This window comes from Micromonospora sp. NPDC049580 (assembly GCF_040675595.1).
Lineage (GTDB): Bacteria > Actinomycetota > Actinomycetes > Mycobacteriales > Micromonosporaceae > Micromonospora.
The window spans coordinates 1-6,383 of record NZ_JBFAPG010000372.1 but is presented as its reverse complement, the minus strand read 5'-3'; the positions used below and the strand labels follow the sequence as shown (position 1 = coordinate 6,383).

At 71.6% G+C, this 6,383-nt stretch carries 7 protein-coding genes; 1 reads left to right on the top strand and 6 read right to left on the bottom strand.

All coding sequences use genetic code 11. The features are described from left to right. Positions 1-41: 41 nt before the first annotated feature. The 3 genes from AB0J68_RS24320 to AB0J68_RS24310 all read right to left on the bottom strand — a co-directional run bounded on the left by AB0J68_RS24320 (position 42) and on the right by AB0J68_RS24310 (position 3,517). Complete coding sequence (locus AB0J68_RS24320; protein WP_363940557.1) at positions 42-1,727, bottom strand: S8 family serine peptidase; 1,686 nt, start codon at positions 1,725-1,727, stop codon at positions 42-44. 97 nt (positions 1,728-1,824) lie between these two features. Further along, complete coding sequence (locus AB0J68_RS24315) at positions 1,825-2,547, bottom strand: HAD family hydrolase (protein WP_363940556.1); 723 nt, start codon at positions 2,545-2,547, stop codon at positions 1,825-1,827. 13 nt (positions 2,548-2,560) lie between these two features. Then, positions 2,561-3,517 carry a DMT family transporter gene (locus tag AB0J68_RS24310; protein ID WP_363940555.1) on the bottom strand — a complete coding sequence of 319 codons (957 nt, stop codon included), beginning with the start codon at positions 3,515-3,517 and terminating at the stop codon, positions 2,561-2,563. Between the two features lie 86 nt (positions 3,518-3,603). On the opposite strand from AB0J68_RS24310, the gene AB0J68_RS24305 reads away from it, so the two are divergent. Then, complete coding sequence (locus AB0J68_RS24305; RefSeq protein WP_354857403.1) at positions 3,604-4,149, top strand: CGNR zinc finger domain-containing protein; 546 nt, start codon at positions 3,604-3,606, stop codon at positions 4,147-4,149. On the opposite strand, the gene AB0J68_RS24300 is transcribed toward AB0J68_RS24305, so the two are convergent. The 3 genes from AB0J68_RS24300 to AB0J68_RS24290 form a co-directional block, all read right to left on the bottom strand. Continuing rightward, entirely contained in the window at positions 4,116-4,700 is a 585-nt protein-coding gene (locus AB0J68_RS24300; RefSeq protein ID WP_363940554.1) for a GNAT family N-acetyltransferase, read from the bottom strand. The genes AB0J68_RS24305 and AB0J68_RS24300 overlap by 34 nt on opposite strands. Positions 4,701-4,781: 81 nt before the next feature. Next, on the bottom strand, positions 4,782-4,964 hold the full coding sequence (locus AB0J68_RS24295; protein WP_354857408.1) for a DUF397 domain-containing protein: 183 nt from the start codon (positions 4,962-4,964) through the stop codon (positions 4,782-4,784). Continuing rightward, positions 4,955-5,767 carry a helix-turn-helix transcriptional regulator gene (locus AB0J68_RS24290; protein WP_363940558.1) on the bottom strand — a complete coding sequence of 271 codons (813 nt, stop codon included), beginning with the start codon at positions 5,765-5,767 and terminating at the stop codon, positions 4,955-4,957. Before AB0J68_RS24290 ends, AB0J68_RS24295 begins: the two co-directional genes overlap by 10 nt. Positions 5,768-6,383: the final 616 nt, after the last annotated feature.

Genomic DNA, 6,383 nt, shown 5'->3' with positions numbered 1-6,383 from the left:
GGCCCGGTCGACCAGCGTCGACCGGGCCTCGCGGTGGTGTCTTACGGGCGGGCGTTGGGCTTGAGCGGGGTCGTCACCGCCGCGTAGGCGTCGACGATCCCGTACCCGTAGAAGCCGTTGAAGTTGACCCCTCCGGCGCAGTACGCGTCGAAGGACTCGTCACGGCCCTCGTTGCGGTACTGCTGAAGGCGCGGCTCCGGGCAGGCGTGCTCGGCCGCCGTGCGGTAGAGGTGCTGCTCCACCTGGTCCGGGGACAGGCCGAAGCCACCCCGGCCCTGCGGCTTGCCGTACCGGCTGACGATCAGCGCGGCCACGCCGGCGGCGTGCGGGGACGCCATCGAGGTGCCCTGGAGGTAGGTGTAGTAGCCGCACTCACCGTTGGGCTTGCACTGCTTGAAGACGGACTCCTCGAAGCCGGCGACGACGTTGCCGTCGGCGTCGACCGAGCCCTCCTCCTGGAGCACATGCTTCGGGTACGACGACAGGATCTCGTTGGCGTAGGTGCGGAACGTGTCCGTGCCGAAGCCGTCGCGGAACCAGCCGCCCGGCGCGGCGACCGAAATCTGCTCGGTGCCGTAGTTGGAGAAGTCCGACTTCTTGCCGGACGGGCCGACCGACGACACACCGATGACGTGCGGGCCCTCGGTGGGCAGGTCCCAGCAGCTGTTGTTGTCGATCGGGCGCGGGTACGGGTCGGCGCCGTAGTCCGGGCTGGACGTGTCGGTACGCGGCGCGCCCAGGTCCTCGTGGTTGTTGCCGAGCGCGCCGACCAGGGTGACGCCCTTGTTGTGGGCGAAGACCAGCGCCCGCTTCATGGCCTTGATGATGGCCCGCTGCTCGGCCTGCGCCTCCGGGGAGTCGGCCGGGTTGGCGGTGCAGTTGTAGAGCCACGGGTCGACGTAGAACGACATGTTGACCACGTCGATCCCGGAGCGGCCGGCGTAGACCAGCGCGTTGACGACCGGGTCGAGGAAGAAGTAGCCGGAGTCCTGGCCGCCCTTGAGCTCGACCAGCGACACGTTCGGGGCGACACCGGAGAGGCCGAAGCCGTTGGCGGCCGCGCCGATGGTGCCGGCCACGTGGGTGCCGTGCCCGCCGTCGTCGGTGCCTACCGCGTCGAGGCAGCTCGGCACCTCGCACGGGCCGTCCACGTCGGTCCGGTCGGGCGCGAAGTTGCGCGACAACGCCCAGTTGAAGTTGGGCGCGATGTCCGGATTGCTGGCGTCGACGCCGGTGTCCAGCACGCCGACGGTCACCCGGCGGTCGCCGGGCTCGACCTTGCGGGCCTTGTCGGCCCGGATCATCTCCAGGCCCCAGAGCTTGTCGTCGAGCGGGTCCATCTTTGCGCCGCGCCGGGCTGCGGTGCCCGCTGCGACCGACGCCGCCATCAGGTGCTCCTGCTCGACCCGGTCGAGCTTCGGCTTGCGGCCGATGGCCTTCTGCTCGGCGGCACCGATCAGGCTCGGGGCTGCCGTCGCCTTGGCGGCGAAGTCGGCCCGATCACTGGTGACCTGGAACATGCCGACCTCGTCGGACCGGGACACCACCGTGCCGCCGGCTGCCTGGATGGCGGCGACGGCCGTGTCGGCGGCGAAGCCGTCCTCGGCGACGACGGTGAAGGTGCGGGAGGTGCTCGGCGCGGCGCTGGCCGGTACACCCAGGCCCGCTGCCGTAAGTGCCAGTGCTGCCGCGGTCGCGACGGCACCGGCGGTGAAGCGCTTGCTCACCACATCGGATCCTCTCGTTGAGGGACGTGGCAGCCATCACACAACACCCGCCCGGTTTACGCCAGGTGAACGTCCGTTATGGCGGTGAATCTCTCCTTCATCCGCCCAGCCCGATGCCCACGTCCACCCGGTCGGACGACCCCGCCGACAGATCCGACAGGACCACTGGCAGGTCGGCCAGGGTGGACACCTCCGCGTCGGGGGTGAAACCGGCCGGGCGGGGCAGCCCTTGCCGGTTCAGCCACACCGACCGCAGGCCGGCCCGCCGGGGTGCCACCACGTCGTGCTCCCACGAGTCACCGACGTACACGATCTGCTCGGCGGGGACCCCGGCGGTCGCGACCACCGCCGCGTAGAACTCCGGGGCGGGCTTCTTGGGCAGGCCGTTCTCGTGCGCGTACATCTCGAAGGCGAACTCCCCGGCGAGCCCGCAGCGTTCGGCGCGGCTGTTGCCGTTGGTGGCGAAGCCCAGCGTGTACCGGGTGCGCAGCGCGGCCAGGGTCGGCGGGACGTCCGGGAAGGGTCGGGTGAGGGCGAAACGGCGGGCGAAGAAGAGGGCGGCGATCTCGTCGAGGTGGTCGTCGAGCCCGGCGCGGGCCAGCGACCGGGCCAGCGCGGCGCGGCGGATCTCCAGCACCGGGGCGGCGCTCAACTCGCCGAAGACCGCGCCCCAGTCGGACTCCAGCTCGGCGAGCGTCACGTCGGCGGCGTCCGGCGTACGACGCCGCATCTCGTCGAGGACGGTCACCAGCCCGGCGGTCACCGCCGGCCGCAGGTCCAGCAGGGTCTCGTCGGCGTCGAACACCACGGTGGTCAGCACGGCAACCACTCTCTCACCGCGAGGTGGTTGCCAGCGCAGGCTCGAGGTTGGCCGGCGCGGGCGTACCGCGCAGTTCGTCGAGGCGCACCAGAGCGACCCCGGCGACGATCAGCGCACCGCCGAAGAGCTGCCAGGCGGTCGGCAGTTCGTCGAGGAACAGCCAGGCGATCAGCACCGCGAACAGCACCTCGGTCAGCCCGACGAACGACGACAGCCGGGGGCCGAGGATCCGGGTGCCGGCGATGCCGGCGAGGTACGCGATCACGGCGGCGACCAGCGTGAGCCCGACGATGGGCAGCAGCCAGGTGGTGCGGTGCCCGGCGAACGTGACCTCGCCGAACGTGGCACGCAGCGGCAGCAGACCGGTCAGCCCGACGAGGAGCAGCACGGCGGCGCCGACGGCCATCCCGCCGCTGGCCATGGCGACCGAGGGCAGTCGGGGGTCGACCCGGCCGGCGAGCACGAAGTAGCCGGCCAGGCCGAACGCGGCACCCAGCCCCCACACCACGCCGACCGGGTGGAAGCCGGCGGTGCCGGTGAGGTCCAGGACGAAGGCCAGCCCGCACAGGGCGGCGGCCGAACCGGCCACGGTGAGCCGCCGGGGGCGCTGGCCGTGCCGCAGCCACATCCAGCCGACGACCAGGATGATGCCCAGGTACTCCAGCAGCAGTGCGATGCCGACCGGCAGGTACCGCACGGCGTTGAAGAAGCACACCTGCGCCAGCGCCACCCCGAGCAGCCCGAACATCACGACCGCCCCGCTGTTGCTCCGCAGCACGTGCCACCTGCCACGCAGGGAGAGCAGGGCGGGGATCGCCAGCACCAGGGCGGCCACGCCGACCCGGGCGACGACGGCGGCCTCGGCCGACCAGCCGGCTTCGATGAGCGACCGCGCGAAGGTGCCCGAGGTGGCGAACGTGACCGCGGAGAGCAGCGCCAGCGCGGCGCCGGCGGTGGGTCGTGACTGCATCTCGCGCTCCTCGGGGACGACACGGTGTCATGAGCAAACTATCCTTGTGCTCATGACGCTAGGCGGCCACCGTGACAGGAGTCAAGTTGCTATTCGCTCATGACACCGAATGTTCGTTGATCGCCGCCACCGCGTTGGTCAACACCGCGGGCCGCGACGGCGAGTTGCTGCCCGACGTCGCCGCGCTGGACGCGTTCTTCACCCGGCACGCCTACAGCGGGCGGCACGAGCACACCGACGCCGAGCTGCGCGCCGTGCGGCAGCTACGCCCCCGGCTGCGCCGGATCTGGCACGCCGAACCGCCGGAGGTCGTCGCCATGGTCAACGCCCTGCTGCTGGAGCACCGGGCGTTGCCGCAGCTCATCGAGCACGACGACGAGCCGTACCACCTGCATGCCGTGCCCCGCGACGCGCCGCTGGCCACCCGGATGGCGGTGGAGGCGGCGATGGCGATCGCCGACCTGGTCCGCATGGGCGAGCTGAGCCGGTTGCGGATCTGCGAGTACCCGGACTGCGGCAACGTCGTCGTCGACCTGTCCCGCAACCGGTCACGGCGGTTCTGCGAGGCCGGCTGCGGCAACCGGGCGGCGGTGACCGCCTACCGGGCCCGCAGGGCCGCCGGCCGGCCCTGAGCGACGTCGGCAAGTAGCTCGTACTCCACCTCGCCGTGCTCGGTCCCCGGGATCGGGTCGTCGAACTGAAGGTGGAAGGTGCGCACGTAGCGCAGCCCCGCCTTCACCATCACCCGCCGGGACCGCTCGTTGACCGCCATCGTCTCGGCCCACACCCGACGCACGCCCACGGTGTCGAAGGCGTACCGGACCAGCGCCCGCGACCCCTCGGTGGCCAGGCCGCGACCCCACGTCGAGCGGCGCAGCCGGTAGCCCAGCTCGGCCTCGGTGCCGTCCTTGGACGGGTCGAGGGCGAACCAGCCCAGGAAGTCACCCGTCTCCCGATCGACGGCCGCCCACCGACCGAGGCCGGGATGACTGTCGTACTGGGCGAGCAGCTTCGGCAGATGCTCGTCCCGGACGGTGGCACGCGGGGTGGCGACGCCGCCGGTGAGGAAACGCATCACCTCGGGGTCGCTGTCCAACTCGACCAACGCGTCCACATCGGCCACGCTCAGCCGCCGCAACCGCAGCCGCTCGGTCCCCGGAGGAACCAGGTCATCGCCATCCATGACCGGATCATCGCGCCCGCCCGACGACCCCGTCGACGCCTTTTCCGACCCGCGACCACCGTCGCGGGCAGGGCGGTCGCGTCAGCGCGGGGGCGCGACCACGAAGAGCCGCCAGGAGTACGCGTCGACCACGAGCACGGGCCCGTCCGGGTCCTTACTGTCGCGCACCCCGACCACGCCCCCAAGGTTCGTAGCCACCTCGACGCAGTTGGCGTCCTGGTTGCTGCGACTGCTCTTGTGCCATCGAGCGTCGGTCAACTCCACGACTCGGCCACCTCGCTGATCAACTCGATGGACGCCTGCGGGGGCAGGGCTTCGCCCAGGGTAACCTCCCAGACCTGCTGCAACCGCAACAGATCCTTCGGCTTATCCAACTCCTGGCCGCGAACCTGGCAGTCCAGGTAGGCCACCTCGGTGCCGTCGGGCAGGGCGGCAAGCGCGAACTGCCCACCGAGCCCCGGATATTCCTCGGCGGATCGCGGCACCACGTGCAGCCGGACCCGCGGGTGCCCGGTGGCGAGGCTGGCCAGGTGCAGGGCCTGATCGCGCATCACCTTCCGCCCGCCGACCCGTCGCCGCAGCACCGCCTCGTCCAGCACCGCAACGATCTGCGGGGCACTCTCGCTGCGCAGCACATTCTGGCGGTTCATCCGCTCGGCCAGCCGCCGTTCGACCTCCTCGGGCGCGAGCAGGCCGCCGGCCTCGAAGACCGCACGGGCGTAGTCCTCCGTCTGGAAGAGCCCTGGCACGTAGCGGGGCTCGTACCACCGGATCGTGCGCGCCTGCGCGAAGATCGCCTGCCAGCCGCGCAGCCACGGTTGCGCCCGGTCCAGGCTGACCAGCTCGGTGGACATGCGGCTGAAGAGGCCGCCGGTGTCCAGGGCGCGGTCGACGAGTTCCAGGTACTTGCCGGTGGGCGGCTGCTGGCCCAGCTCGACGGCGCTGACCATGGACGGCGAGTAGTTGACCGCCTTGGCCAGCTCGTCCTGACTCCAGCCCCGGCGAACGCGCGCCCGGCGCAGCTCGGTGACCAGGAACGCCGCCGCCGTCATCTGCCCATCGCCCATGACCTGCCGCCTCTCCACCCCGTCGACGATCAACTCCAGCCCGCCGCCAGCGGCGTCACCAACGGAAACAGGACGGCTGTGACGACCCGGCCAAACCCTTCCGACCGTAGTCGCCCGATCACCAGACTGTGAAGTGCGGCACCGCTCCCCGTCCCCCGGGCCCGGCGGCGCCGCACGGGACCGCCCGATCCCCCGTGCCGGGCGGTCCCGCCCCACCCAGCAGACCGACCAACCGACCAACCCGACCCGACCACCCCAGCGAGGCCACACCGACCCGACCACACCGATCCGACCACACCGACCAGGCCACCCCGACCCGACCACACCGACCAGGCCCGACCCGACAACACGGACCCGGCCCGACCACACCGACCCGGCCCGACCACACCGACCCGGCCCGACCACACCGACCCGGCCCGACCACACCGACCCGACCCCACAACACCGACCCGACCCCACAACACCGACCCGGCCACGCCGACCCGACCACGACCGGCCGGGCCACACCGATCGCACCCCGATCCGGCGCGATCTTGGCGCAGCACCGCGCCATCCGGGCGCCGTCTGAGCGAACTCTTCGAGATCTTGGACAGTTTCCGTTAGGCGCTAACGGAAA